Source organism: Arenimonas caeni, assembly GCF_003024235.1.
Classification (GTDB): Bacteria; Pseudomonadota; Gammaproteobacteria; order Xanthomonadales; family Xanthomonadaceae; genus Arenimonas; species Arenimonas caeni.
The window spans coordinates 252,247-277,545 of record NZ_KZ679086.1 but is presented as its reverse complement, the minus strand read 5'-3'; the positions used below and the strand labels follow the sequence as shown (position 1 = coordinate 277,545).

The 25,299-nt window shown below is 69.8% G+C and carries 22 protein-coding genes; 5 read left to right on the top strand and 17 right to left on the bottom strand.

All coding sequences use genetic code 11. From position 1 onward, the window contains the following. Positions 1-81: 81 nt before the first annotated feature. The 6 genes from C6N40_RS05410 to C6N40_RS05385 all read right to left on the bottom strand — a co-directional run bounded on the left by C6N40_RS05410 (position 82) and on the right by C6N40_RS05385 (position 7,448). Positions 82-2,685 carry a TonB-dependent receptor plug domain-containing protein gene (locus C6N40_RS05410; RefSeq protein WP_106989984.1) on the bottom strand — a complete coding sequence of 868 codons (2,604 nt, stop codon included), beginning with the start codon at positions 2,683-2,685 and terminating at the stop codon, positions 82-84. Between the two features lie 220 nt (positions 2,686-2,905). Beyond that, the gene (locus tag C6N40_RS05405) at positions 2,906-3,811 is read right to left on the bottom strand and encodes a DUF4097 family beta strand repeat-containing protein (RefSeq protein ID WP_162782092.1); all 906 of its coding nucleotides are present in this window, start codon (positions 3,809-3,811) and stop codon (positions 2,906-2,908) included. 35 nt (positions 3,812-3,846) lie between these two features. Next, positions 3,847-4,302 (bottom strand): hypothetical protein, encoded by a 456-nt coding sequence (locus C6N40_RS05400; protein ID WP_106989982.1) that lies wholly within the window; start codon positions 4,300-4,302, stop codon positions 3,847-3,849. Next, the gene (locus C6N40_RS05395; RefSeq protein ID WP_106989981.1) at positions 4,295-4,885 is read right to left on the bottom strand and encodes an RNA polymerase sigma factor; all 591 of its coding nucleotides are present in this window, start codon (positions 4,883-4,885) and stop codon (positions 4,295-4,297) included. The genes C6N40_RS05400 and C6N40_RS05395 overlap by 8 nt, the downstream gene beginning before the upstream one ends. Positions 4,886-4,986: 101 nt before the next feature. Beyond that, complete coding sequence (locus tag C6N40_RS05390) at positions 4,987-6,735, bottom strand: phosphoenolpyruvate carboxykinase (GTP) (protein WP_106989980.1); 1,749 nt, start codon at positions 6,733-6,735, stop codon at positions 4,987-4,989. 128 nt (positions 6,736-6,863) lie between these two features. Beyond that, entirely contained in the window at positions 6,864-7,448 is a 585-nt protein-coding gene (locus tag C6N40_RS05385; RefSeq protein WP_106989979.1) for a TetR/AcrR family transcriptional regulator, read from the bottom strand. An 88-nt stretch (positions 7,449-7,536) separates the two neighbouring features. On the opposite strand from C6N40_RS05385, the gene C6N40_RS05380 reads away from it, so the two are divergent. From C6N40_RS05380 to C6N40_RS05370, 3 genes are all read left to right on the top strand, one after another. Then, positions 7,537-8,436 carry an alpha/beta fold hydrolase gene (locus C6N40_RS05380; protein WP_106989978.1) on the top strand — a complete coding sequence of 300 codons (900 nt, stop codon included), beginning with the start codon at positions 7,537-7,539 and terminating at the stop codon, positions 8,434-8,436. Then, positions 8,433-10,910: an acyl-CoA dehydrogenase gene (locus C6N40_RS05375; protein WP_106989977.1), complete on the top strand. Its 2,478-nt coding sequence runs from the start codon at positions 8,433-8,435 to the stop codon at positions 10,908-10,910. The genes C6N40_RS05380 and C6N40_RS05375 overlap by 4 nt, the downstream gene beginning before the upstream one ends. 73 nt (positions 10,911-10,983) lie before the next feature. After that, positions 10,984-11,454, top strand: a complete 471-nt coding sequence (locus tag C6N40_RS05370; protein WP_106989976.1) for a hotdog fold domain-containing protein — start codon at positions 10,984-10,986, stop codon at positions 11,452-11,454. Between the two features lie 356 nt (positions 11,455-11,810). On the opposite strand, the gene C6N40_RS05365 is transcribed toward C6N40_RS05370, so the two are convergent. The 5 genes from C6N40_RS05365 to C6N40_RS05345 all read right to left on the bottom strand — a co-directional run bounded on the left by C6N40_RS05365 (position 11,811) and on the right by C6N40_RS05345 (position 16,815). After that, positions 11,811-12,161 carry a DUF1304 domain-containing protein gene (locus C6N40_RS05365; protein ID WP_106989975.1) on the bottom strand — a complete coding sequence of 117 codons (351 nt, stop codon included), beginning with the start codon at positions 12,159-12,161 and terminating at the stop codon, positions 11,811-11,813. A gap of 11 nt (positions 12,162-12,172) precedes the next feature. Further along, positions 12,173-13,015 carry an S-formylglutathione hydrolase gene (gene fghA, locus C6N40_RS05360; RefSeq protein WP_106989974.1) on the bottom strand — a complete coding sequence of 281 codons (843 nt, stop codon included), beginning with the start codon at positions 13,013-13,015 and terminating at the stop codon, positions 12,173-12,175. 1 nt (position 13,016) lies between these two features. Continuing rightward, positions 13,017-14,126 carry an S-(hydroxymethyl)glutathione dehydrogenase/class III alcohol dehydrogenase gene (locus tag C6N40_RS05355; RefSeq protein ID WP_106989973.1) on the bottom strand — a complete coding sequence of 370 codons (1,110 nt, stop codon included), beginning with the start codon at positions 14,124-14,126 and terminating at the stop codon, positions 13,017-13,019. A 71-nt stretch (positions 14,127-14,197) separates the two neighbouring features. Further along, positions 14,198-15,460 carry a DUF4932 domain-containing protein gene (locus tag C6N40_RS05350; RefSeq protein ID WP_106989972.1) on the bottom strand — a complete coding sequence of 421 codons (1,263 nt, stop codon included), beginning with the start codon at positions 15,458-15,460 and terminating at the stop codon, positions 14,198-14,200. A gap of 8 nt (positions 15,461-15,468) precedes the next feature. After that, positions 15,469-16,815 (bottom strand): NTP/NDP exchange transporter, encoded by a 1,347-nt coding sequence (locus tag C6N40_RS05345; RefSeq protein ID WP_106989971.1) that lies wholly within the window; start codon positions 16,813-16,815, stop codon positions 15,469-15,471. 172 nt (positions 16,816-16,987) lie between these two features. Between C6N40_RS05345 and C6N40_RS05340 the strand changes: the two genes are divergently transcribed. Beyond that, on the top strand, positions 16,988-18,580 hold the full coding sequence (locus C6N40_RS05340) for a GMC family oxidoreductase (RefSeq protein WP_106989970.1): 1,593 nt from the start codon (positions 16,988-16,990) through the stop codon (positions 18,578-18,580). Positions 18,581-18,617: 37 nt separating this feature from the next. On the opposite strand, the gene C6N40_RS05335 is transcribed toward C6N40_RS05340, so the two are convergent. Together C6N40_RS05335 and C6N40_RS05330 are read right to left on the bottom strand one after the other, a co-directional pair. Further along, complete coding sequence (locus tag C6N40_RS05335) at positions 18,618-20,519, bottom strand: M48 family metallopeptidase (protein WP_106989969.1); 1,902 nt, start codon at positions 20,517-20,519, stop codon at positions 18,618-18,620. Between the two features lie 2 nt (positions 20,520-20,521). Beyond that, positions 20,522-21,112: a LemA family protein gene (locus tag C6N40_RS05330; RefSeq protein WP_106989968.1), complete on the bottom strand. Its 591-nt coding sequence runs from the start codon at positions 21,110-21,112 to the stop codon at positions 20,522-20,524. 74 nt (positions 21,113-21,186) lie between these two features. Between C6N40_RS05330 and C6N40_RS05325 the strand changes: the two genes are divergently transcribed. Further along, positions 21,187-22,395, top strand: a complete 1,209-nt coding sequence (locus tag C6N40_RS05325; RefSeq protein WP_162782091.1) for a serine hydrolase domain-containing protein — start codon at positions 21,187-21,189, stop codon at positions 22,393-22,395. A gap of 126 nt (positions 22,396-22,521) precedes the next feature. On the opposite strand, the gene C6N40_RS13975 is transcribed toward C6N40_RS05325, so the two are convergent. From C6N40_RS13975 to gcvT, 4 genes are all read right to left on the bottom strand, one after another. Continuing rightward, positions 22,522-22,971: a histidine biosynthesis protein HisIE gene (locus tag C6N40_RS13975; RefSeq protein ID WP_162782090.1), complete on the bottom strand. Its 450-nt coding sequence runs from the start codon at positions 22,969-22,971 to the stop codon at positions 22,522-22,524. A gap of 350 nt (positions 22,972-23,321) precedes the next feature. Beyond that, positions 23,322-23,501 carry a hypothetical protein gene (locus C6N40_RS14255; RefSeq protein ID WP_205208550.1) on the bottom strand — a complete coding sequence of 60 codons (180 nt, stop codon included), beginning with the start codon at positions 23,499-23,501 and terminating at the stop codon, positions 23,322-23,324. Positions 23,502-23,697: 196 nt separating this feature from the next. Further along, positions 23,698-24,093 (bottom strand): glycine cleavage system protein GcvH, encoded by a 396-nt coding sequence (gene gcvH, locus C6N40_RS05315; RefSeq protein WP_106989966.1) that lies wholly within the window; start codon positions 24,091-24,093, stop codon positions 23,698-23,700. Positions 24,094-24,177: 84 nt separating this feature from the next. Then, a complete protein-coding gene (gene gcvT, locus C6N40_RS05310) occupies positions 24,178-25,269 on the bottom strand; it encodes a glycine cleavage system aminomethyltransferase GcvT (protein ID WP_106989965.1) in 1,092 nt (363 codons plus the stop codon). Positions 25,270-25,299 lie beyond the last annotated feature (30 nt).

The following is a 25,299-nucleotide window of genomic DNA, read 5'->3' as shown; positions in this document are numbered from 1 at the left end:
TTCCCCGGACTTGGGTGAAGAACCAAAAAAAGGAGGGGCCCGAAGGCCCCTCCCAGGTCAAGCAACAACCTTTTACCAGGATCAGAATTCCTGGGTGTAACGGATGTACGGCGTGCGGCCGTAGGCATCGTACAGGTTGAAGTTGAAGTTGCGGCTGCCGTAAGCGATCAGCTCGGGCAGCTCGTTCTCGACGTTGGTCACGCCGATGGTGATGCGGCCGTTCCACGGAGCGCTCCAGTTGGCCTGCAGGTCGTGCAGGGTCTGGGAGCTGGCGCGGCCGTTCTCGTCGATGTGACGCATGTTCCAGTTGAACGAGAAGTCGTTGATGTTCCACTGGTTCATGAGGGTCGCACGGAACTCCGGCACACCCAGGTTGCCAACGCTGTTCGGGCCGCCGTCGACGGTCTGGCTGTTCAGCCAACCCACGTCCAGCTGGCTCATCAGGTTGCCCCAGCCGCCGAAGTCGAAGTTCGTGCGGATCTTGAGGTCGGCACCGTCGGTCTTGATCTCGCCCTGGTTGAAGTAGCAGTTCTCGATCATGGCGATGGCGTTGCCGTCAAGCGGATCGCGCGTCAGCGAGCACGGCGCGCCCGGGAACGGACGGTTCAGCGGGTCCTGACCGATGTCGATGTTGACCAAGGTCTGCGACGAGAAGAACGCGATGCGGTCCTCGATGGTGATGTTGTAGTAATCGAGGGTGATGTTCAGCCAGTCGGTCGGATCCCACGCCACGCCGATCGAGTACTGGTCGGACTGCTCCGAACCCAGGTTCGGGTTGGCCTTGCGGTAGGCGTCGATCTGCACGCCATTCAGGCCACCTTCCTCTGCGCAGTACACGGCCGGGGTACGACCATCACGGCCACCCGGGCCGGTCGCGTTGGCCGGGTAGTCGCCGTAAGCAAGGCAGGTCGCCGGGTCGAACACGGTGTCAGCCGAGAACGCGTCCTTCTGGGTCAGGATGTCCAGGGTCGGGGCGGCGAAGCCCTGGCCGTAGGACGCACGGACCGTCAGGTTGTCGAGCGGCTGCCAGCGCATGGCGATCTTCGGGGCCAGGTCGGAGCCGTAGTCGGAGTAATCCTCGTAACGGGCAGCCAGGCTGACTTCGAAGTTGCTGGTGATCGGCATGACCCACTCAGCGTAAAGCGCGGTGATGTCACGGCCGCCGGCAGCGGAGTTACCCGCCGAGCCCGGGGTCAGGCCAGCTTCCTGCAGCGAGTCGTACAGATCCTTGTAGTCCTCGTCGCGGTATTCGAAGCCCACGGCCATCATGGAGGCGCCGCCCGACATCTCGAAGACGTCGAAGGTGGCCAGACCGAACACCTCACGCGTGGTCCAGGTGGACTCGCGGTTGATGGTGGCCTTCATGCCGTTCAGGACGTCGGCCGAGTTGGCACCCGGGTTGAAGATGTCGTACGAGCCATCGGCGATGGCCTGCTCGGCCAGCGTCTGGATGACGTAGTTGCGACCCAGCTCGAAGTACTTGAACTCCGACTGGCGGACGCCGAAGTCGACGTCGACCTTGTCGAACAGGCGACCCTGGAAGCCGAACATCACGTCGTAGACGTTCGAGTCGATGTAGGTGTCGCGGTTACCCAGCGCGGCGAAGCGGTGGTACAGGATCGCCGAGTTGGTGCCGGTGCCGGCAACCGGGTCGTAGGTCGGGTTGTTCGGGCTGTCGATCGGAACGTACAGCGCGCCCAGGTCCGGAGCGTAACGACCGAAGGACTTCACGCGGGACACGGTGGTGGACAGGTAGGTCGACCAGTTGTCGTTGATGTCGAACTCGCCGCGGGCGAACGCGGAGTGGTTCTTGATCTCGGCCTCGTCGGCGGCGACCAGGTTGAAGTTGAACACGCAGCGACCGTTGTTCGGGCTGATGTAGAAGCCCGGGTCGGTGCAGCCACCCGGCACCGGCAGGTAGCCGGTGGTGTAGGCGGTCTCGCCGGCGTTCAGCAGACGGTAGTTGTTACCGTAGGTCGAAGCACCCGGGGTGGTGCCCCACGGACGCTCGCGGGTGAACACCATGCCACGGCTGCTCATGCCGACGCCGGCCAGCAGGGTGCCGCGGTCGCCGGAGATGCCCATGATCAGCGAGGCTTCTTCGGTCTCGCCACCCTCGTAGGACGGGGTGCCCATGCCGTAGGTGAACTGCACGCCGCTGTAGTCCTTGCGGGTGATGATGTTCACCACGCCGCCGATCGCGTCGGAGCCGTAGATGGCCGAGGCGCCGTCGGACAGGATTTCGATGCGCTCGACCGCGGCCAGCGGGATCGAGTTCAGGTCGGCGGAGTTACCGGTGAACGGCGACTTCGGGGCGCGACGGCCGTCGACGAGCACGAGGGTACGCGAGGCACCCAGGCCGCGCAGGCTGATCTCGGCGCCAGCCTGGGCCGAGGAGCCCGACTGCGGACGGAACGAACCGGTCGAGTTGAAGGTGGTGTCACGCAGGAACTCGGCGACCGAGACGTCGCCCGACGCGTCGATCTGCGCACGGCTGATGACGGTCACGGGCAGGGCGCCCTCGATGTCGGCGCGCTTGATTCGGGAACCGGTAACTTCAACGGTTTCCAGGGTAGCGGCTTCTTCCTCTTCCTGCGCAAACGCCGGAGCGGCCGCGAAGGTGGAAGTGGCCGCCGCGAGAAGCGCGAAACGGATCGCGCCGGACAGCTGATTGGTCTTGGACATTTACTCTCTCTCCAACGTCAGAGTGATGGTGACTCTAGAGTTCGGGACAAAGCCTAAAGATGACTACCGTCATTGGTGGCCACCTTGGCTGGCCGAGCATAACGCAATCTTTACGATCCGCAAACCGGGTTAAGTTGCCGTATAGACAAAAACGTGACGCCAATCGCAAAACGGCCCGGGGCGCCTGCACGCCCCGGGCCGTCAAGTCCTTTTTAATCAATCACTTAAGTGTTAATTCAACCCGCACATCCCCGGAAAAAGCCTCCAGTCGAATGTCGCCATCGCCATCGCCCAGAGGGGCCTGCAGGCGCTTGCCAGGGCCGTAACGTTCTGTTTGGACCTGGCCTACCGGGCTGCTGATGCCGCCGCTGAAGGTCTCGACGGCCAGCCGGGCCGACGTGTCGGCCGGCAGGCGCAGCCGCAGCCCGCCCGACACCGAGTCGGCGCTGATCTGCCCGCCCGGCGCCAGCCGGGTGCTGAGCTCGATGTCGCCCGACACGGTGTCCATCACCACGCGGCGCACCTCGCCAAGCTCCACCCCGGCGCTGCCCGAGACCGTGTCCAGGCCCAGGCTGCCGCCGCCGGCCCCGACCAGGCGAACATCGCCGCTGACCGTGTCAATGGCGATGTCGGGGCTGTCGATCTCGGCGTCGATGTCGCCGGAGACATTGTCGAAGCGCGCCTCGGAGACCCGGCTGCCGCGCACGCGCACTTCGCCGCTCACGTTGTCCACCGACAGGCGGCCGCCGTCGAGGCCGGCGATGTCGACCCGCGCGCTCACCGCGTCCACGTCCAGCGAGGCCGTGGCCGGCATGCGCACCTCGAGCAGGCTCGGCCCGGACTTGTTGCCACCCGAGAACCAGCCGCCGCCGTTCTTCGGGTACTTGACCTCGATCGAAAGGCTGCTGCCGCTGCCGGCGACCGAGAACGACTCGATGCCCTCGCCCAGGGTGCCGGTGACGTGGACCTCGGGGCGGTCCCAGGCCCGGACGACGATCTCGCCCTTGAGGTTTTCGATGGACACGCGGCCATCGGCGGCCAGCGGCCGGGTTTCATCGATGGGCGTGTCGGCCATCGCCGGCAAGGCGAGCATGAGGCTGGTGGCCAGGATCAGTCGGGCGAACATGGTGGACTCCTTATTAGTACGCATCGGGGCGGCGATCAGCCGAGGGCGGCGCGCTGGGTCAGCGCCAGCCGGCGTGAATAGGTGCGTTTGAGCTGATCGAGCAGCCGGGTCGAACCGGGCTGCTCGGCCAGGGCCTCGCGGATCTGCCCGGCGCTCTGGTCGAGCGTGGCCAGGGCCGGGGCCAGCGGTTCGGGCACGGGCACGACGGCGAGTTCGGCCAGCGCGGCCTCGTACTCGCGGGTCAGGGCTTCGACCTCGGCCTGCACCAGCCGGGCCTCCAGGCCCGGCCCGGGCGCCGCCTGCGGGCGCAGCCAGGCGGCCACGCCCACGGCCAGGCAAAGGCAGGCCGCCAGGGTAAGCAGCGTGGGCCAGCGCCGCGGCTTCGGCCGCCGCACCGGCAGGCGGGCGGCGATGCCCGGCCACAGGTCGCGCGCCGGTTCGATTTCGCGCGGCAACTGGCGCAGGCGGAAACGCAGGGCTTCGTCATTCATGGTCTTCTCCCAGGCGCGCCCTGAGCAGCTGGCGCGCGCGATGCAGTTGGGCCTTGGAGCTGCCGACGGCCATGCCCAGCTCGCCGGCGATTTCCTCGTGCTTCCAGCCCTCGATGTCGTGGAGCACCAGCACCGCGCGGGCCCGCGGCGGCAGGCTGGCCACGGCGCGCTCGAGGTCGAGGCCGAGCGCGGTGCGGTGGCCGGCGCTGTCGGGCGTGGCCTGCCAGGCCAGGGCCTCGTCGTCGGTCTCCAGCGCCTCGGCGCCGCGGCGCGAACGCAGGTCCATCAGCGCCGTGTTCACCGCCAGCCGGTGCAGCCAGGTGCCGAAGGCGCTTTCGAACCGGAAACCCGGCAGTGCCTGCCAGGCCTTCACGAAAGCGTCCTGCAGCAGTTCCTCGGCGCGCGCCTCCTGCCCGCTGAGCCGGCGCAGCACCGCGAACACCCGCGCGGCGTGGCGGCGGTAGAGCTGCTCGAAGGCCGGCACGTCCCCCGCGCCGGCGGCGCGGACCAGGGCATGGTCTTCCTCGCGGACGGCCTGGGCCTCGGCGCTGGCGGGGGCGGGTTTCACGGCAAGGCTGAGCATACCCACTGGGATGCCGTCGGGTGGCCCGGGGTTTAGAGGCGCGCAAAAAGCAACGGGCCGGCATGTCGCCGGCCCGTCGGGGTCTTGCGCGTGGCGCCGGCTCAGGCCAGCTGCGCGGCGATCCTGGCCCGCTCGGCTTCCAGCGCGGCCGGCGTGCGATCGCCGAAGCCTTCGAGGTATTCGCCGATGTGCGCCATCTCTTCCTTCCAGCCCGCCCGGTCGATGGTGAGCAGCTGCTCGAGCACCGCCGGATCCAGGTCCAGTCCGTCGACGTTGAGGTCGCCCGGCTTGGGCAGGTTGCCCACCGGGGTCTCGACGGCTTCGGCCTGGCCGGTGACGCGCTTGAGCATCCACTCGAGCACGCGCATGTTGTCGCCGAAGCCGGGCCACATGAACTTGCCGTCGGCGTCCTTGCGGAACCAGTTGACCTGGAAGATCTTCGGCAGCTTGGCGCCGGGCTTGTCGAACGACAGCCAGTGCCCGAAGTAATCGCCGAAGTTGTAGCCGGCGAAGGGCTTCATGGCCATGGAATCGCGGCGCACCACGCCGACCGCGCCGGTGGCGGCGGCGGTGGTCTCGGAAGCCATCGCGGCACCGACCAGCACGCCGTGGGTCCAGTCGCGGGCCTCGAACACCAGCGGCACCAGCGAGGCGCGGCGGCCGCCGAAGACGATGGCGCTGATCGGCACGCCCTCGGGATCCTCGGCCTTGGCGGTGTAGCTCGGGCAGTGCTTCGCGCTCACGGTGAAGCGCGAGTTCGGGTGCGCGGCCGGGCTGACCGACTTGTCGTAGTCGCGGCCCTGCCAGTCCTTGACCGGCTGGCCCGAGCTCATGCCCTCCCACCACGGCTGGCCGTCGGCGGTGATGCCGACGTTGGTGAAGATGGCGTCGTGGTTGAGCATCGCCATCGCATTGGGGTTGGTCTTCTCGCTGGTGCCCGGGGCGACGCCGAAGAAGCCGGCCTCCGGGTTGATCGCGTACAGGCGGCCATCGGCGCCCGGGTGCATCCAGCAGATGTCGTCGCCGACCGTCCAGACCTTCCAGCCGTCGCGGCGGTAGCCCTCCGGCGGGATCAGCATGGCCAGGTTGGTCTTGCCGCAGGCCGAGGGGAAGGCGGCGGCGACGTAGTGCGTCTCGCCCTTCGGATTTTCGATGCCGACGATCAGCATGTGCTCGGCCAGCCAGCCCTCGGTGCGGGCCTGGTAGCTGGCGATGCGCAGCGCATGGCACTTCTTGCCCAGCAGGGCGTTGCCGCCGTAACCCGAGCCGTAGCTCTGGATCATCAGCTCTTCCGGGAAGTGCATGATGTAGCGGCGGTCCGGGTCGAGCTCGCCGACCGAGTGCAGGCCCTTGACGAAGCTGCCGTCGCGCTCGATGCGCGCCAGCGCCTGCGCGCCCATGCGGGTCATGATGCGCATGTTGGCCACCACGTACGGCGAGTCGGTGATCTCGACGCCGCAACGCGACAGCGGCGAATCCACCGGACCCATGCAGTAGGGAACGACGTACATGGTGCGGCCGCGCATGCAGCCCTTGTACAGCGCGTCCATCTCGCCGTGGGCTTCGTCCGGCGCCATCCAGTTGTTGTTCGGGCCGGCGTCGGCCGGGTGCGTGGTGCACACGAAGGTCAGGTGCTCGACGCGCGCCACGTCGGTGGGGCTGGAGCGGTGCAGGTAGCAGTCCGGATGGGTCTGCTCGTTGAGCTTGATGAGATCGCCGTTGGCGAGCATCAGCCCGACCAGGCGCGCGTTCTCGGCATCGGAGCCGTCGCACCAGTGGATGGCGTCGGGCTGGGTGAGCTGGGCGACCGAAGCAACCCAATCGTTGAGGCTGGCGAGCTTGCTGGACATTGCGGGGCGGGCTCCTGGCGGGGCCAATGAAGGGAAACCGGGAGGCTGCGCGCAAGGCTGCGCGAGCCAGATGTGCCTATTCTATCGGCCACGCCGGGGCCTGTCCCGTGAAAAACCCCGCCTGGCCGCTAGGCCGGGATGAGCGTGGCCATCACGTGGGCCACGTAGGCCTCGAACTCGTCGTGGTGCAGGCGCGGCTGGCCCAGCTGCAGCGAGAGCTGCAGGAAGCCCACGTAGGCGGCGTAGGTCAGCCGGGCGCGGTTCTGCGCCTCGAGCCTGGGCAGGCCGGCCTGCCGGAAACTGGCGGTGAGGTAGTCCATGCGGCGCTCGGACACGCGCTTGAGCACCGGCTGCACCACCGGGTGGTCGAGCGCCTTGAGCAGCTCACTGTAGATGACGTGCGGCCTGAGTTCGTGCGCCACCAGCTGGAACAGCGCCTTCAGGCGCGCGCGCGGCTCGGGCACGGCCTCGAGCTGGCCGAACACGGTTTCCTGCTCCATCACCTCCCAGCGCTCGAGCGCCGCCACCAGCAGCGCTTCACGCGAGGGGAAATGCCAGTAGAAGCTGCCCTTGGTCACGCCAAGCCGGCGCGCCAGCGGCTCGACGGCGACGGCCGCGAGCCCCTGTTCGGCGATCACGTCGAGCGCGGCGAGCGCCCAGTCCTCGGCGCTCAGGCGCGCGGGGCGTTCGATCTTGTTGGCGGGGGTTACCATACGGTCGCCAAGTCTAAGGGATGCGGCGATGATGCACCATACGGGCTGGTATTGACAGCGCCGGAAATGCCACCCCATACTCGGCCGTATGGTTAATCCTGCCACTCCCCTGGCCATCCCGGGCCTGAGTCCCCGCGCCTTCGACGCGGCCGACGGCCTGCGCCTGGCCGCCAGCACCACCGCCGGCCACGGGCCGGGCCTGGTGCTGGCGCATGGCTTCGGCCAGACCCGCCAGGCCTGGGCCGGCACGCAGCGCCACCTGGCCGCGGCCGGCCGCACCAGCCTGGCCTGGGATGCGCGCGGCCACGGCGAGTCGGCCCGCAACCCGCATTCGCGCCCCTACCACGGCGACCAGTTCGTCGACGACGTCGCCCGCGCCGGCGCCGCGCTCGGCCCGCGCCCGGTGCTGGTGGGCGCCTCGATGGGCGGCCTGACCGGCCTGGTGGCACAGGCGCGCACCCGCGCCTTCTCGGCCATGGTGCTGGTGGACATCACGCCGCGCTGGGAAGCCTCCGGCGTCGAGCGCATCCTCGGTTTCATGACCGCGCACCCCGACGGCTTCGAGTCCTACGAGCACGCCGCCGACGAGATCGCCGCCTACCTGCCGCATCGGCGCCAGCGCAAGACGCCCTCGCAGCTGGCGCACCTGCTGGTGCGGCGCGACGACGGCCGCCTGGGCTGGCACTGGGACCCGCGCCTGCTGGCGGAGTTCATCCCGTCCACCGACGGCCTGCAGGCCGAGATCGAGGCCGCCACCCGCGAGCTGGACGTGCCGGTGCTGCTGGTCAGCGGCGGCCGCAGCGACCTGGTCTCGGCCCGCACCGTCGAACACTTCCTCGAACTGGCGCCGCACGCGCGACACGTGCAGCTGCCGGACGCCACCCACATGGTCGCCGGCGACGACAACGACGCGTTCACCGGCACCCTGCTGCAGTTCCTGTCCGACCTGGCCGAACCCCACGCGGCCGCCCACGGAGATCTTCGATGAGCATCCTCGCACCCTTTATCGTCCTGCTGCTGGCCGTGCTGTTGTCGGCCTACCATCGATGGCGCCTGGCGGTGTTCGCCGCCATCGCCGCCACCGGCCTGGTGGCCTGCGGCCTGGCCGGCGCCAACCTGACCGCGACGATCGTCGCCGCGGCGCTGCTGGCGGTCACCACGCTGCCGCTGCTCGTCACGCCGCTGCGCCAGGCGGTGATCACCCGCACGCTGCTGCGCATCTACACGAAGATGCTGCCCAAGCTCTCGGACACCGAGAAGACCGCGCTCGACGCCGGCACGGTGGGCTTCGAGGGCGAGCTGTTCTCGGGCATGCCGAAGTGGGAAACCCTGCTGGCCCAGCCCAGGCCGGAGCTCACCGCCGAGGAGCAGGCCTTCCTCGACGGCCCGGTCGAGCAGGCCTGCCGCATGACCAACGACTGGGAAGTCACCCATGTGCGCGCGGACCTGCCGCCGGAGCTGTGGGACTTCCTCAAGAAGAACAAGTTCTTCGGCATGATCATCCCGAAGGAATACGGCGGCCTGGGCTTCTCGGCGCTCGCCCACCACAAGGTGATCCAGAAGCTGGCCTCGGTGTCGGCCACGCTCAGCTCCACCGTCGGCGTGCCCAACTCGCTGGGCCCGGCCGAGCTGCTGCTGCACTACGGTACGAAGGAACAGAAGGACTACTACCTGCCCCGCCTGGCCGACGGCCGCGAGGTGCCCTGCTTCGCGCTCACCGGCCCGTTCGCCGGCTCCGACGCGACCTCCCTGCCGGACTTCGGCGTCGTCTGCGAAGGCGAGTGGAACGGCGCCAAGGTGCTCGGCGTCAAGCTCACCTTCGACAAGCGCTACATCACCCTGGCCCCAGTGGCCACCGTCATCGGCCTGGCCTTCCGCCTGCATGACCCGGACAAGCTGCTGGGCGAACAGGCCGACCGCGGCATCACGCTCGCGCTGATCCCGCGCGACACCCCGGGCCTGGAGGTCGGCCGCCGCCACTTCCCGCTCAACTGCGCCTTCCAGAACGGCCCGGTGCGCGGCCAGGAAGTGTTCCTGCCGCTGAGCCAGCTGATCGGCGGCGAGGACTACATCGGCGCCGGCTGGCGCATGCTGGTCGAGTGCCTGAGCGTGGGCCGCGCCATCACCCTGCCCTCGACCTCGTCGGGCGCGTCCAAGCTCGCGGCCGTGGTCAGCGGCGCCTACGCCCGCATCCGCAAGCAGTTCGGCCTGTCGATCGGCCGCTTCGAAGGCGTCGAGGAGGCCCTGGCCCGCATCGCCGGCAACGCCTATGCCTGCGCCGCGCTGTCGCAGGCCACCGCCGCCGCCGTCGACCGCGGCGAGAAGCCCGCCGTGCCCTCGGCCATCGCCAAGTACCACGCCACCGAACTGGCCCGCGAGGTCGCGCGCGACGCCATGGACATCCACGGCGGCAAGGGCGTGATCCTGGGCCCGATGAACTACCTGGGCCGCGGCTGGCAGGCGGCGCCGATCTCGATCACGGTCGAAGGCGCCAACATCATGACCCGCACGCTGATGATCTTCGGCCAGGGCGCCATCCGCTGCCATCCCTGGGTGCTCAAGGAAATGCAGGCGGCGCAGAACCCGGACAAGGCCGCCGGCCTGCGCGAGTTCGACCACAGCCTGTTCGGCCACATCGGCTTCGCGATCTCCAACGCGGTGCGCAGCTGGGTGCTGGGCCTGGTCGGCGCGCGCATCGGCAAGGCCCCGGGCGACGCCTACACCCGCCGCTACTACCGCAAGCTCAACCGCTACTCGGCCAACCTGGCGCTGGTGGCCGACGTGTCGATGCTCACCCTGGGCGGCAAGCTCAAGTTCAAGGAGAAGATCTCCGGCCGCTACGCCGACGTGCTCAGCCAGCTCTACATCGCCAGCGCCATGCTCAAGCGCTACGAGGACGAGGGCCGCCCGGCCGCCGAGCAGCCGCTGCTGGCCTACGCCTTCCACGACGCGGCGCACAAGATCGAGCTGGCGCTCTCGGGCGCGCTGCGCAACTTCCCGATCCGCCCCGTCGGCTGGCTGATGTGGATGCTTGTGTTCCCGTGGGGCCGCCGCGCCCAGCTGCCGTCCGACCGCCTGGGCCGCCGCGCCGCCGCCCTGCTGATGTCGCCGTCCGACGCGCGCGACCGCCTGGCCTCGGGCGTGTTCCTGACGCCCTGCGAGAACAACCCGGCCGGCCGCATCGACAGCTACCTGCCGAAGGTGATCCTGGCCGAGCCGGTGGAGCGCAAGTTCCTCAAGGCGCTCAAGAACAGCGACATCGAGGCGCTCGACTTCGCCTCGCAGCTGACCGAGGGCGTGGCCGAGGGCTGGATCACGGCCGAGGAGAAAGCCCAGCTCGAGGAGCTGCGCACGATGACCTGGGACGCGATCTCGGTCGACGACTTCGACCCGTTCGAACTGCAGGCCGCCTCGCTGCACATGGAAATGCCCAAGGCCGGCCAGGCCACCCGCGCCGCCTGACGACCAATTGGGGTCGGAGGTAATTTCCTTCGGGAAATTGCCTCCGACCCCTTCTTTCTTCCGGAGCCACCGCATGTCGGACACGCCCCTGCTCCGCCTCTACCGCAAGTTCACCCGTTGGCCCGCGGGCCACTGGCTTTTCAGCCGCGCGGTCTGCTTCAAGGCGCCCTACTTCGGCACCGTCTCGCCGCGCTTGACGGTGCTGGAGAACGGCCGCTGCGAAGCCACCATCCCGCACAAGCGGCGCATGCAGAACCACATCGGCACGGTGCACGCGATCGCGCTGTGCAACCTGGCCGAACTGGTCGCCGGGGTGATGACCGACGCTTCGCTGCCCAGGGGCATGCGCTGGATCCCCAAGGGCATGACCGTGCAATATCTCAAGCGCGCCGTGGGCACGCAGCGCGGCGTCGCCACGCCGATGGTGCCTCTGGTCGCCGCCGACACCGGCTACGACCTCCCGGTCAACGTCGACGTCTTCGACCCCGCCGGCGAGAAAGTCTTCAACGCCGTCATCACCATGTGGGTCAGCCCCAGGCGCTGACCCCCGAGGCTCCCTGCAGGAGCGCCTTCAGGCGCGAAGCTTTTGCTGTGTTCGCTTTTGGCGACTCGCGACATTCGCGGGCCGAGGGGAGAGCAAAGTCAGAAGCCGAAAACAGGCGAAACCGTCGCCACGCCAGCGCCTCGTCTGTGCGTGATTCTTGGCTCTTCAAACTTGCCACCGTGCCTCGCCCCAGAAGGCCGCCCGCTGAAGTCGGAGCGACGTCGCGTTGCGTGAGGGGTGTCGACGACACCCCCTCACGCAACGCGGCGGCGCCACTCCGGTGGGCTCCCGGCCGGAAGGGCCAAGAGCCAAGGGCTTCGCGCATGAAGGCGCTCCTACAGGGGGGGGGCAGGTGGTCAGAGGTAGTGCACGGCGATGGCGGCCAGGATGGCCGGCAGGGCCTGGATGTAGAGGATCGAGCGCTTGACCGTGGCGGCGCCGAACAGCCCGGCGACCACCACGCAGCCCAGGAAGAACAGGCAGATGCCGGGGGCGTCCAGCCACAGGCCCCAGAGCAGGCCGGCGACGAGGAAGCCGTTGTAGAGACCCTGGTTCATCGCCAGCTTCGCCGATCGCGCGGCGAATTCCGGGTCGAGTCCGAACACCCGGCGGCCCAGCGGCCGCGTCCAGAACACCATCTCCAGCAGCAGGAAGCCCACGTGCAGCAGGGCCACGAGCAGGGTGAGCGCGATCGCGATGGCGGACATGGCGGCCTCCTTCAGTCGGCCAGCTGCGCGGCGTGGTGCCGCAGGTGGTCCTCGATGAAGCTGGCGATGAAGTAGTAACCGTGGTCGTAGCCGGCGTGGCGGCGAAGCGTGAGCGCCTGCCCCGCCTCCGCGCAGGCCGCCTCGAAGCGCTCCGGCTGCAGCTGCGGCTCGAGGAATTTGTCGTCCAGGCCCTGGTCGACGAGGATCGGCCGGCCGAACGGGCGCTGGCGCACCAGTTCGCAGGCGTCGTGCCCGGCCCAGGCGCGGTGGTGCTCGCCGAGGTAGCGCGAGAACGCCTTGTGGCCCCAGGGCACCTGGCTGGGCGCCACGATCGGCGCGAAGGCCGACACGCTGCGGAACACCTGCGGATGCCTGAGCGCCAGCGTCAGCGCGCCGTGCCCGCCCATCGAGTGCCCGGTGATGCCGGTGCGCCCCGGGTCGGCCGGGAAGTGTTCGCGCACCAGCGCAGGCAGCTCGTGCACGACGTGGCTTTCCATGCGGAAACGCGCCGACCACGGTGCCTGCGTGGCATCGAGGTAGAAGCCCGCGCCCTCGCCGAACTCCCAGTCGCCGGTGGCGCCCTCGATGCCGGTGTCGCGCGGGCTCGTGTCGGGCATCACCAGCATCAGGCCCAGCTCGGCGGCCACGCGCTGGGCGCCGGCCTTCATCGTCGCCGTCTCTTCGGTGCAGGTCAGCCCGGCCAGGTAGAACAGCACCGGCACCCGGCCCTCGCGCGCCTGCGGCGGCTGGAAGACCGCGAAGCGCATCGGCCCGCCGCAGGCTTTCGATTCCATGCGGTAGAAGCCCTGCACGCCGCCGAAGCAGCCGTGCTCCGAGAGCAGCTCGATGGTCATCTCAGTACACCACCACGCTGCGGATCGATTCGCCGCGGTGCATCAGGTCGAAGGCATCGTTGATCTTCTCCAGCGGCATGGTGTGGGTGATCAGCGAATCGATGTCGATCTTGCCCTCCATGTACCAGTCGACGATCTTCGGCACGTCGGTGCGGCCGCGGGCGCCGCCGAAGGCACTGCCGCGCCAGTTACGGCCGGTCACCAGCTGGAAGGGCCGCGTGCTGATCTCGGCGCCGGCCGGGGCCACGCCGATGATCACGCTGGTGCCCCAGCCCTTGTGCGCGCACTCGAGCGCCTGGCGCATCACCTTGACGTTGCCGATGCACTCGAACGTATAGTCCGCGCCGCCCTTGGTCAGCGACACCAGGTAGGGCACCAGGTCGCCTTCCACTTCCGACGGATTGACGAAGTGGGTCATGCCGAACTTGCGCGCCATGGCTTCGCGGGCCGGGTTGAGGTCGACGCCCACGATCATGTCGGCGCCGGCCAGGCGCAGGCCCTGGATCACGTTCAGGCCGATGCCGCCCAGGCCGAACACCACCGCCTTGCTGCCCACCTCCACCTTGGCGGTGAAGATCACCGCGCCGATGCCGGTGGTGACGCCGCAGCCGATGTAGCAGACCTTGTCGAAGGGCGCGTCCTCGCGGATCTTCGCCAGCGCGATCTCCGGCACCACGGTGTACTGGGCGAAGGTGGACGTGCCCATGTAGTGCAGCACCGGCTTGCCGTCGAGGCTGAAGCGGCTGCTGCCGTCGGGCATCAGGCCCTGGCCCTGGGTCGAGCGGATGGCCTGGCAGAGGTTGGTCTTGGGGTTGAGGCAGTACTCGCACTGCCGGCATTCGGGCGTGTAGAGCGGGATGACGTGGTCGCCCTTCTTGAGCGTCGTCACGCCCGGGCCCACGTCCACCACCACGCCCGCGCCCTCGTGGCCGAGGATGGCCGGGAACAGGCCCTCCGGGTCGGCGCCCGAAAGCGTGAATTCGTCGGTATGGCAGACGCCGGTGGCCTTGATCTCGACCAGCACCTCGCCGAAGCGCGGGCCCTCGAGGTCGACGGTTTCGATGGTCAGCGGCTTGCCGGCCTGGTGCGCGACGGCGGCTTTGACTTTCATGTTCGGGCTCCCGGTTGGCGATGCCCATAGGGTAGCGCAGGCGACGCCAAGGCCGCCTTCACGACGCGCCGTCAGTCCGCGGCGGGCGCCTGGCCACTGACGCGGAAGCGCCAGGCCCGCGGCACCAGCCACTGGCCGTCCTTGCCGGCGAAGCCCTTGCCCGGCGCCTGCTCGTCGTTGAGGCGCAGCGCGTGGCTGCGCCCGGCCTCGAAGCGCACCGGCACCACCAGCACGCGACCGCCCTGCTCCCAGCGCGGGGCGCCGACCACGTCGGGCACGTCGCCGGCGATCGCCACCGAGCCGCCCATCTCGCGATCGAACTCGAGCCGCAGCTCTCCCTCGCCGACCGCCGCGTCGATCGCGTCGGCCAGCGCATCGACCCAGGCGAAGCCGCGGGCGCGGTCATCCTGCAGGTTGCGCCAGTAGCCCGGCATGGCGCCGCGGCTGCGGTAGTAGCGCAGCACCTGGGCGCGCACCAGGGTCTCGTTGAGCATGTAGTCCCAGCGGCCGTAACTCGCGGCCACCATCGCCTCCTCGACGGTCCCGTAGAGCGCCTGCCCGCCGGCCGCCAGGCGATCGGCGTTCGCGGCCACCCACGGATTGACGTAAGGATGGTGGACCTCGTGCACCAGCAGGCTGGCGGCCTGGTCGGCCGGATACGAGGGCGCCTGGCCGGCCTCGTGCGGCGGCGTGCCGAGGATGGCGAAAGCCTCGACCCGGCCGTCGGGCAGCACCAGGTGCGTGCCATAGCTGTGCGGGCCGTTGAGCAGTCCCGGCACCACGGCGAACCGGCGGCCCACGGAGGCGCCGTGCTGGCGCTCGAACCAGCCCCTGTCGAGGCGTGAGTCCAGGTCGGCGCGCAGCGACGCTTCCACCTGCCGGTGGAAGGGGCGCTGGCGTTCGAAGAAACCGGCGGCCTGGCTGTCCGTCCACAGCGCGCGGGCAGCCGCCAGGAACCGCTCCGCGGCTTCCGGCGTCCAGCGCGCATCGAGGCCGTTGGCCGGCACGCCAGCCGGCAGCCGCAGCGTCCAGTCGCCCTCGCCGGTGGCGATGGCCAGCCCGGCGGGCATGTTGTAACCCAGCCGCACCTGTTCGCGCAGGGCGCGGACCTCGGCCACGGCCGGATGGTCGCGGAACGGCCCGAAATGCGCGTCCACCGCCGCGTCGTAGTCGGCGAAGCCCGGGCCCTGGAACTCCTCGAAGCCGGCCAGCCGGCACATCACCGCCGTGAACTCGACGCGTGGGTCGACCCGTACTTCGAGCGCGCCGGCGGGGCCGGCGAGCGCGAGCAGACAGACCAGGGCAGTGGCCAGCAGGCGGCGGATGCGGGCCATGGGCGGCCTCAGCGGGAGTCAGGCGGCAACTTGGCCTGTTCGCGCACCAGTTTCCAAGCCCCGAAGGTCATGCCGGCGGCCACCAGCACCCCGACCCCGAACACCAGCGACGAGCCGAAGGTGGCCAGCGGCTTGTGGAGCCAGGCGAAGGCCAGGTCGCCGCCGCGGTAGACGACGGTGTCGATCGCCGCCTTGGCCTTGTAGCGGGCCTCGCGGTCGACGCGGGTGTAGATGGTCTCGCGGGCCGGCTTGGCCAGGGCGAACTCGGAGGCGCGCGTGCCCACCTGCACGATCGCCACCAGCATTGGCAGCGGCGTGGCCCAGAGCACGCAGTAACCGGCCACGATCAGCAACGCCGGGCCCAGCAGCAGCGGCGCCACGCCCCAGCGCACCAGCACCGCGCGGGTCACCAGCACCTGCAGCACCAGCACCAGCCAGTTCACCCACTTGTCGAGCATCGAATAGAAGGCGGTGGCCTGCTCGGCCGCGGCCGGGTTGCCCAGGGTCATGGCCCGGACGATGGCGTTCTGTTCGTTGTAGAGCAGCGTGCCGACGCCGACGCCGAAGAACATCAGCAGGGCGAAGGCCAGCAGCAGCGGTTCGGTGGCGATGCGGCGCAGGCCCTCGAGCACCCGCCCGCCCATGGCCTCCTCGCCGCCGGCCAGGCCGGCCTGGCGCTCGCGGGCGCGCGCCCACGGCCCGAGCTTGAGGATGCACACCAGGCACAGGCCCAGGAACGCCGCCGACACCAGCAGCATGTTGCCTACGCCCAGCTGCCCGACCAGGCGCGAGGTGATCTCCGGGCCCAGCAGGCCGCCGAGCGTGCCGCCGGCCGCGATGAAGCCGTACAGGCGGCGTGCCTGGGGATCGGTGTAGATGTCGGCCATGAAGCTCCAGAACACCGACACCGCGAACAGGTTGAACACCGCCACCCAGACGAAGAACAGGCCGCCGCGCCCGGGCAGCTGGGCCTGGAAAGCGAAGTAGAAGCCCACCAGGCAGGCGACGAAGGCCAGGTACACCACCGGCAGGAACAGCCGGCGCGGGAACCGCGCCACCAGTGCGCCATAGACCGGCTGCAGCACCAGCATCGACAGGAAGGTGCCGGTGAACAGCACCTGCAGCTGGTAGTCGCCCAGGGCGATGCCGCGCGCGGCGAACCAATCCACCATCGCCAGCGGGAACACCGCCGCCGGGTCGTTGGCGGCGCCCATGGCGTCGCGCACCGGCCGCAGCACGTAATAGCCGGTGAGCAGGAAGAAGAAGTACAGGAAGGACCACAACAGCGGCGGGAACTCCCGCAGCGCGCCGCGCAGGTGGTCGAAATGGCCGGCGGTGGTCGGGGCCTGGGGCATCGGGGATCCGCTGAAGGTGGGCGCACGATAGCCAACCCGGCCCCGGGCCGCCACCCGGGGTACGGCAGGGAAGTGATGCTGTCCACGGTTCGCGCAACCGGACCGCTGCGCCGAGTGTTTGCTCTAGAACGGGCGCCTAGCCTCGGGGCGTCATCGAAAAGAAGCAGATCGCGTGTACGACTACATCATCGTGGGTGCGGGCTCCGCGGGCTGCGTGCTGGCCAACCGGCTCAGCGAGGACCCGGATTGCCGCGTCCTGCTGCTCGAGGCCGGCCCCAGCGACTGGCACCCCTTCATCCACATGCCCGCGGGCCTGGCAAAGCTGGTCGGAAAGAAGGGCGTGAACTGGGACTACAACACCGCGCCGGAGCCGGAGCTCGGCGGCCGCGAGCTGTGGTGGCCGCGCGGCAAAGTGCTGGGCGGCTCGAGCTCGATCAACGCCATGTGCTACATCCGCGGCCACGCCCGCGACTACGACGAGTGGGCGACGCTGGGCGCCGAAGGCTGGCAGTGGTCCAACGTGCTCGGCTACTTCAAGCGCAGCGAGGGCAACCAGCGCGGCGCCAGCGAACTGCACGGGGGCGACGGCCCGCTGGGCGTGTCCGACCCGCGCCACCGCAACCCGCTGTCGGAAGTCTTCCTCGAGGCCGCCGCCCAGGCCGGCCACGCGCGCAGCGACGATTTCAACGGCCCGCGCCAGGACGGCTTCGGCTGGTACCAGACCACCACCCGCGACGGCGCCCGCTGTTCCAGCGCCGCCGCCTACCTGGCGCCGGTGCGCCGGCGCGCCAACCTCAAGGTGATCACGGGCGCCCGCGCCAGCCGCGTCACCTTCGACCAGGCCCGCGCCACCGGCGTGGTCTACACGGTCGGCCGCAAGGCCTACTGCGAGGTGGCCGCGCGCGAGGTGATCCTCTGCGGCGGCGCCATCAACTCGCCGCAGCTGCTGATGCTTTCGGGCATCGGCCCGGCCGGGGAACTGCGTCGCCATGGCATCGGCGTGCTGGCCGACCTGCCCGGCGTCGGCGCCAACCTGCACGACCACCTCGACATCTGCACCCTGCAGCGCTGCACGCAGGGGCTGAGCTACGACACCGCCAGCGACGCGGCGGTGGCCTTCCAGTACTACCTGATGGGCCGGCGCGGCCCGGGCGCCAGCAACATCGCCGAGAGCGGCGGTTTCCTGCGCAGCCACCTGGCCGAGGACGAGCGGCCGGACCTGCAGTTCCACTTCGTGCCCGCCCAGCTCGACGACCACGGCCGCAACCGCATGCCCGGCAGCGGCTACACCCTGCACGCCTGCGGCCTGCGCCCGCGCAGCCGCGGCCGTCTCACGCTGGCCAGCGCCAACCCGGCCGACAAGCCGCGCATCGAGGCCGCCTACCTTAGCGATGCCGAGGGCTACGACCTGAAGGTGCTGGTGGAGGCGCTGCGCCTGGGCCGCGAAATCCTGGCCCAGCCGGCCTTCGCGCCCTACCGCGGCGAAGAGGTCTTCCCCGGCCCCGACGTGCGCGACGAAGCCGGCATCATCGAGTTCATCCGGCGCAAGGCCGAGTCGATCTACCACCCGGTCGGCACCTGCCGCATGGGCAGCGCCGGCGACCCGGACACCGTGGTCGACCCGCAGCTGCGCGTGAAGGGCGTGGCCGGGCTTCGCGTGGTGGACGCTTCGGTGATGCCGCGCCTGGTGGGCGGCAACACCAATGCCCCGACCATGATGATCGCCGAGCGCGCCGCCGACCTGATCCGGGGCCTGGCCGCCTGAGCCAGGCCGCGCGCGGGGCCCCGGCGCGCCGGGTGCCTCAGTGCTCGAGCATCGGCGGCAGCGGGCAGTGCAGGCAGGCGCAGGCCACCCGCAGCAACTCGGCCTCGGCCACGCTCATGCGGCCGTCGTGGCTGACCGCCGCCACCAGCCCCTCGAGCAGCAGCTCCTTGCCGATCGGCTCGAGTTCGTCGAGCACCGGCCAGGCCTCGTCCAGCGCCCGGTGCGGGTCCGCGGGCGGCCGGTAGGGCGAATCGAGCCGCGGGAACACCCGCGCCATGCCGGCCAGGTAGGCGCGCATCGCCGCGCCCGGGTCTGCGTGGCCCGCCTGCGCCAGCACCGCCATCAGGTTCACCGCGTGCGGCGCGCAGCGCGACAGGTGGCGATGGCCCGGCACCCAGGCACGCGCCGGGTCGAGCGCATCGCGCACCTGCACCCGCAGCAGCCGGCCCAGGCAGTATTCGAACAGACTGATACGGCCATCGGCGTGGCTCAGCGCGAAGCAGCTGTCCATGAATCGTTCCAGCTCGGGCCGCGGGCGCTTGCACAGCGCCGGCATGGCCATCCCGGCCAGCGGCAGGTGCAGCAGGCGCGGCAGTTCGGCCAGCCGCTCGGCGTAGTCGAGCGCCTGGCGCGCCTGGCGCTCGTCGTGCCGTGCCGCCAGCTCGAACTGCTGGCGCTCGCGCACCTCGCCCGGCCCGGCCATCAGCAGGCCCAGGAGCAGGGGCACGACTTCCTCGCGATCATGCGCGGCCGCGCGCAGGTTCTCGGGGATGGCGCCCAGGAGGGCCCCGGCGCGCACGTAGTCGTCGGTCCGCGGCGTGCCCACCTGGGCCACCACCATCGGAGGCGACACCACCAGCTCGGCGACTTCGCCCGGCAGCGGCGGCGGCTCGGCCACCAGGCCCATCGCCAGGTCCTCGTCCAGGCCCGAGGGCGGGTGCAGCTGCCAGCGCGCCTGCAGGTCGGCCACCATCGAAGGCCGGAACGAAGGCTCCAGCGCCCGGATGCGCTCGACCACCGGCGGGTGGGTGGCGAACAGCGAGGAGAAGCCGACGCCGTCGCCGAACAGCATGTGCGCCACTTCCTCGGTGTCGGCGTTGCCGAGCTTCGAGCCGTCGGGCAGGCCGACGATCTTCTTGAGCGCGCCGGCCAGGCCCTTGGTCTGGCGGGTGAACTGCACGGCCGAGGCGTCGGCCAGGTACTCGCGCTGGCGGCTGACGCCGGCCTTGATCAGGCGGCCGAAGAACAGCCCGATGTAGCCGACCACCATCAGCGCCAGGGCCGCCAGCAGCAGCGGCGCGCCGTCCTTGCCGCGCGCGCCGCGGCCATGGAGCAGGATCTTCCTGCCGACCACGGCCAGCACGAGGATGCCGAACAGCACGCCCATCAGGCGGATGTTCAGGCGCATGTCGCCGTTGAGAACGTGGCTGAATTCGTGGGCGATGACGCCCTGCAGCTCGTCGCGGTTGAGCCTGTCGAGCGCGCCGCGGGTGACCGCGATGGCGGCGTCGGCCGGGGCGTAGCCGGCGGCGAAGGCGTTGATGCCCGGCTCGTGCTCGAGCACGAACAGCTGCGGCACCGGCACGCCCGAGGCGATGGCGATTTCCTCGACCACGTTGCGCAGGCGCCGATAGTGGAAGTCGTGGGTGTCGCCAGGCACCGGCGTGCCGCCGAGTCCGGTGGCGACCGCGGCACCGCCCTGGCGCAGGCTGGCCAGGCGGTACATCGAACCGATGCCGATGATGCCCAGGGTGAGCAGGCTGGCCATGGCCAGCCCCAGCACCAGCGCGCCGGGGTCGGTGGCCGTGCCCATGCCGCCGAAGAACAGCAGGAACACCAGGTCCACCGCCACCACGATGGCGGCCACGGCCAGCGCGAACAGGATGACCAACCGGCGCGACTGGCGCCGTGCCTGGTCCTGCCGGGCGAAGAAGTTCACGCCTAGAAGCTGACCTTGGGCGCCTCGCGCCTGGCCGGCTCGGTGATCTCGAGCAGCGCGGCGTGGGCGAAGCTGAACATGCCCGCGACGATGTTCGAGGGGAACACCTCGCGCTTGTTGTTGTAGGTCATCACCGAGTCGTTGTAGGCCTGGCGGGCGAAGGCGATGCGATTCTCGGTGGAGGTGAGTTCCTCGCTGAGCTGCATCATGTTCTGGTTGGCCTTCAGGTCCGGGTAGGCCTCGGCCACCATCATCAGGCGGCCGAGCGCACCGGCCAGGCCGGACTCGGCGGCGCCGAGCTGGGCCATGGCGGCGTCGTCGCCCGGGCGGGCCTTGGCCGCGGCCAGGCCGCTGACGGCGGCGGCGCGGGCCTGGATGACGGCCTCGAGGGTCTCGCGCTCGTGCTTGAGGTAGCCCTTGGCGATCTCGACCAGGTTCGGGATCAGGTCGTAGCGCCGGGTGAGCTGCACGTCGATCTGCGCGAATGCATTCTTGAAGGCGTTCCTGGCGGTCACCAGGCCGTTGTAGATGCCCACGCCCCAGAACAGCACGACGGCGCCAAGCACCAGCAAGACGACAAGACCGGTAATCATCGTGGATCTCCCCTGTGAAGGGCCCGCGCGCATACCGCGCTAGAATGGCCCTGTTCGCCAAGCATACGTCGGCCATGCCACGCAAGAAAGCCAAGCCCACCCGCCTGCCCGCCCGCCTCGTCGCCGTGTCGCTGCTGGCCGTCGCCGGCCTCGCCGCGGCCAATCCCGACCCGCGCAAGGACTTCAGCCAGGAGGCGCTCGAGATCGAGCGCATCGCCGAGCAGATGGTGGCGCGCGCGCGCATCCCGGGCCTGGCCATGGCGATCGTCGAGGACGGCAAGGTGATCTCCCTGCGCGGCTACGGCGTGGTCGACAGCAAGCTGCTCGAGCCGGTGACGCCGGACACCGCCTTCCGGGTCGCGTCGCTGTCCAAGGCCTTCGCCGGCACGCTCAGCGCGATGCTGGTGCGCGAGGGCGCGATGGACTGGGACGCCCCGATCGTCAACCAGCTGCCCACCTTCACCCTGCGCGACGGCCAGGCGGCGAGCCGGATCTCGGTGCGCCAGATCCTCAGCCACCAGGTCGGGCTGGCCTACAACACCTTCGATCGCGACCTCGAGGCCGACCAGCCCTACCCGCTGCTGGCCGGCAAGCTGGCCGAGGCGCCGCTCACCTGCAGCCCGGGCGAGTGCTACGCCTACCAGAACATCGCCTTCAGCCTGGTCGGCGACGTGGTCTTCGCCAGCACCGGCGACTTCTATGCCGCCCAGGTCGAGAAGCGGATCTTCCACCCGCTGGGCATGTACGGCGCCACCTTCGGGCGCGGCGAACTCGAGTCGAGCCCGAGCTGGGCGCGGCCGCACGTACGCAGCGGCGGCACCTGGGTGCCGGTGCGGCCGAAGGAAAACTACTACCGCGTGCCGCCCGCGGCCGGCGTGAACGCCTCGGCGCGCGACATGGCGCAGTGGCTGATCGCCCAGATGGGCCACCGGCCGGAGGTGCTGCCGCCGGAGCTGCTGGCCGAGGTGCAGGCGCCGCAGGTTGAAACCCCGGGCGAGATCCGCGGCAGCGGCTGGCGCGGCGAGCGCCTGCGCGCGGCGCACTATGGCCTGGGCTGGCGCATCTACGACTACGACGGCCACACCCTGGTCTTCCACGGCGGCGCCGTGCAGGGTTATCGCGCGCTCGCCGGCTTCCTGCCCGAGCGCGACCTCGGCATCGTGGTGCTCTGGAACAGCGAGAGCACCGTGCCCTGGGGGCTGATGCCGGTCACCCTCGACCGCGCCCTGGGCCTGCCGCGCAAGGACTGGCTGGCGCCCCCCGCTCCCCGCCGCCGCCGCTGACGGCGAACCGCGAAAACAAAAACGCCGGCGGGATGCCGGCGTCTCGTGTGCCTTTGGAAAGTCTCCCTCCCCGCCTGGGCAACACGGGGAGAGAGCCCAGCTTTGACGCTTGTCGCGTCCCGCTTATTACAGCGCGGGGGCAACCGGGGCGGCCGGCATCGGAGCCGGCTTCTTGGCGGCCGGCTTGCGCGCAGCCTTCTTCTTGGCAGCCGGCTTCTTGGCAGCCTTCTTGGCGGCCGGCTTCTTGGCAGCCTTCTTGGCTACCTTCTTCTTGGCGGCCTTCTTGGCGGCCGGCTTCTTGGCAACCTTCTTGGCTACCTTCTTCTTGGCGGCCTTCTTGGCGACCTTCTTCTTGGCGACCTTCTTGGCAGCCTTCTTGGCGGTCTTCTTCGCCGGCTTCTTGGCTACCTTCTTGGCGGCCTTCTTCACGGTCTTCTTGGCGACCTTCTTCTTGGCCGCGGCCTTCTTGGCCACCTTCTTCACGGCCTTCTTGACGGCCTTGACGGCCTTCTTCACGGTCTTCTTGGCTTTCACGGCCTTCTTGGCCGGTTTCTTCGCAGCTTTCTTCGTAGCCATGGTCAACTCCTCGTCAGTTGGCTTTTGGACTGCCCAGTCACAAAGGCACCGCCACGGGATCGGTCCCGTGGCGAACCGCCACCACGGTCATGCCGTGGCGGTCGGATTCTTGCCGGCGCGGGGCGGCGCCGGAAACACGAACGCCCGGACCGAGACCGGACCGGGCGTCATGGGAAAGGGTGCAGCGGAATGTCGGGTCGCTTTTCGCAGAGGGATGTTTGCCCTGACCCACCGTCTTGAGTTCCGGGGTGGAGTTCGGTTTGGCGACTCGATTTGTCGGCGCGTTCCTGATCACTCGCTTCCGCGGTTGACAACTGCTGGGCGAAAGCTAATCACGGGATTTTCCGATGTCAACAACTTCGACGAAAAAATTTCAAGCGCTTGGCGCCGCGTTCGACCGCCGTCGGTCGGCTCGCGTCCGTGTCCGCGACTTCGCCCGGGAAGGCGAAGAAAACAGCGATCGAAGAAAACACCGGGAAAAAGGCCTCGCACGCATCGCGCACGTCGCGTCGCAACTTCGCCGCGCGCACCCTCGCCGGCTTCCGGCGACGTTCCCGCGATGGTCCCGGCGGCGGCTCCGCGGACCGCTCGAAGGCATGCCCGCCGGCGGCTTTTTCGCACCGCAAAATGCCAAAGTGCGCGGAAACTGCGCGACGGTTTCGGCAGGCGCGCGAAAAAAAACGGCCGCCCGGAGGCGGCCGTCGGATGCATTTCGCGGCGAAGGCGTCAGTGGCCTTCGTCCTCGAGCAGCTGGGCGTAGTCGTCCGGCGAAAGCAGCTCGTTGAGCTGGTCCGGCTCGGACGGCTCGACCACGAACAGCCAGCCTTCGCCGAAGGCGTCCTCGTTGATGGTCTCGGGCTTGTCCGACAGCGCCGAGTTGACCTCGACGATGGTGCCGGCCACCGGCGAATAGACGTCGGAGGCGGCCTTGACCGACTCGACCACGGCGGTGGCGCCGCCCTGGTCGACGGTGTCGCCGACGTTGGGCAGCTCGACGTAGACCAGGTCGCCGAGCAGGCCCTGGGCGTGGTCGGAAATGCCGACGGTGACGCGGCCGTTGTCTTCGACTCGGGCCCACTCGTGGGACTTGAGGAACTTCAGGTCGCCGGGAATCTCGCTCATCTTGGGCCTCTGTTTCTGGGGGGCGGCTGGGGTGCCGCTAGTGTAATACGCGGCCGGGGCGCACAGGCACCCGGCCGGACCGGATCAGGCAAGCACGCCGGGCTGGGCGGCGCCGTCGCGCACGAACGGGTACTTCACCACCCGCACCGGCAGGCGCTTGCCGCGGATGTCGACCTCGACCGCGCCCAGTTCGCCGGCCGGCACGCGCGCCAGCGCGATGGCCTTGCCCAGGGTCGGCGAGAACGTGCCCGACAGGATCTCGCCCTCGCCGGCCGCGGTGTACACGACCTGGCCGTGGCGCAGCACGCCCTTCTCGTCCATCACCAGGCCGACCATGCGGCGGGCGGTGCCGGCGGCCTTCTGCGCCTCGAGCGCGGCGCGGCCGATGAAGTCGCGGCCCTCGTCGAGCGAAACGGTCCAGGCCAGGCCGGCCTCGTAGGGCGTGGCCGACTCGTCCATGTCCTGACCGTAGAGCGCCATGCCGGCCTCGAGGCGCAGCGTGTCGCGCGCACCCAGGCCGGCGGGCTTCACGCCGGCGGCGAGCAGGCGGTTCCAGAAGTCCACGGCCATCGCCTCGGGCACCATCACCTCGAAGCCGTCCTCGCCGGTGTAGCCCGTGCGCGCCACGAACAGGCCATCGGCCTCGCAGGCGGTGAACTTGCCGAGCTTGCCCGCCGCGTCGGCGGCCTCCGGCGACAGCAGGCCCAGCACCTTCGCGCGGGCCTCCGGGCCCTGCACGGCGATGATGGCCAGGTCGCGGCGCTCGCTGACCGAGACGGCGAACGGCTGGGCCCGGGCGCTGATCCAGGCCAGGTCCTTGTCGCGGGTGCCGGCGTTGACGACCAGGCGGAAGAAGTCCTCGGCCATGTAATAGATGATCAGGTCGTCGACCACGCCGCCCTGCTCGTCGAGCATGCAGGCGTAGAGCGCCTTGCCCGTCACCTTGAGCTTGTCGACCGAGTTGGCCACCAGCTTGCGCAGGAAGGGACGCACCTGGTCGCCGCGCAGGTCGAGCACGGTCATGTGCGAGACGTCGAACATGCCGGCGTCGCGGCGCACCGCGTGGTGCTCCTCGATCTGGGAGCCGTAGTTGATCGGCATGTCCCAGCCGCCGAAGTCCACCATCTTCGCGCCAAGCGCGCGATGGGTCTCGTTGAGGATCGTCTTCTTGCTCATCGCCTGCCCTGCTGGCCCGGGAAAGCCGCC